This is a genomic window from Chelatococcus albus (genome assembly GCF_030067675.1).
Lineage (GTDB): Bacteria > Pseudomonadota > Alphaproteobacteria > Rhizobiales > Beijerinckiaceae > Chelatococcus_A > Chelatococcus_A albus.
In genome coordinates, this window is record NZ_JASJEV010000035.1 from 1 (window position 1) to 694 (window position 694).

Below are 694 nucleotides of genomic sequence, written 5' to 3' on the forward strand. Positions count from 1 at the left end.
GACTTCCAGGCCGACTCGGACATCAACGCGGCCCTCGCCGAGCTGAAGAGCGCGGCCGAGACGCTGCGCGCCCAGGCCTCGACCTTCGGCGCCAACCTCTCGGTGCTGCAGAACCGCCAGGACTTCACCAAGGGCCTCATCAACACGCTGACCACCGGCGCGGATTCGCTCGTTCTCGCCGATCCGAACGAGGAAGGCGCCAAGCTCCTCGCCCTGCAGACGCGCCAGCAGCTCTCGCAGACGGCCATGTCGCTCGCCAACCAGGCCGACTCGGCGGTGCTGCGCCTCTTCTGAGGTCTCGAGCCGAAAGCAGTCACGAAAGAACGGCGGCGGGTTCATCCCGCCGCCGTTTTCTTTCATTCGCCGCCACCCGCACCCGGAATGTCGGCGCACTCGGCAATTTGACATTCGTTTACCATAAGACGGCCAGCAGTGAGGTGTTTACTTCCCGTTATCGTTTACGCATTAAGCCTAACAACGTCTTCAACAGGACATTGAAGACGAGCCAGAAGGGCTCAAATCACCAGAAAGGTGCTTATAATGTCGAACGTTACTCTCGCCGTCGGCGTCCGCAACGCGCTCGTTTCGCTTCAGAACACCTCCGGCCTGATGCAGACGATCCAGAATCGTCTGGCGACGGGCAAGAAGGTCAACTCGGCGCTCGACAATCCGTCGAACTTCTTCCTCTCCGCCG

Annotated in this window: 1 protein-coding gene and 1 pseudogene; both read left to right on the plus strand. The window is 61.1% G+C overall.

Annotated elements, in window-relative coordinates; translation table 11 throughout:
• On the plus strand, window positions 1-294 hold a 294-nt coding region (locus tag QNA08_RS18930), incomplete at its 5' end, for a flagellin (RefSeq protein ID WP_283742287.1).
• 246 nt (window positions 295-540) lie between these two features.
• A pseudogene (locus QNA08_RS18935) lies at window positions 541-694 on the plus strand (flagellin); the annotation flags it as partial.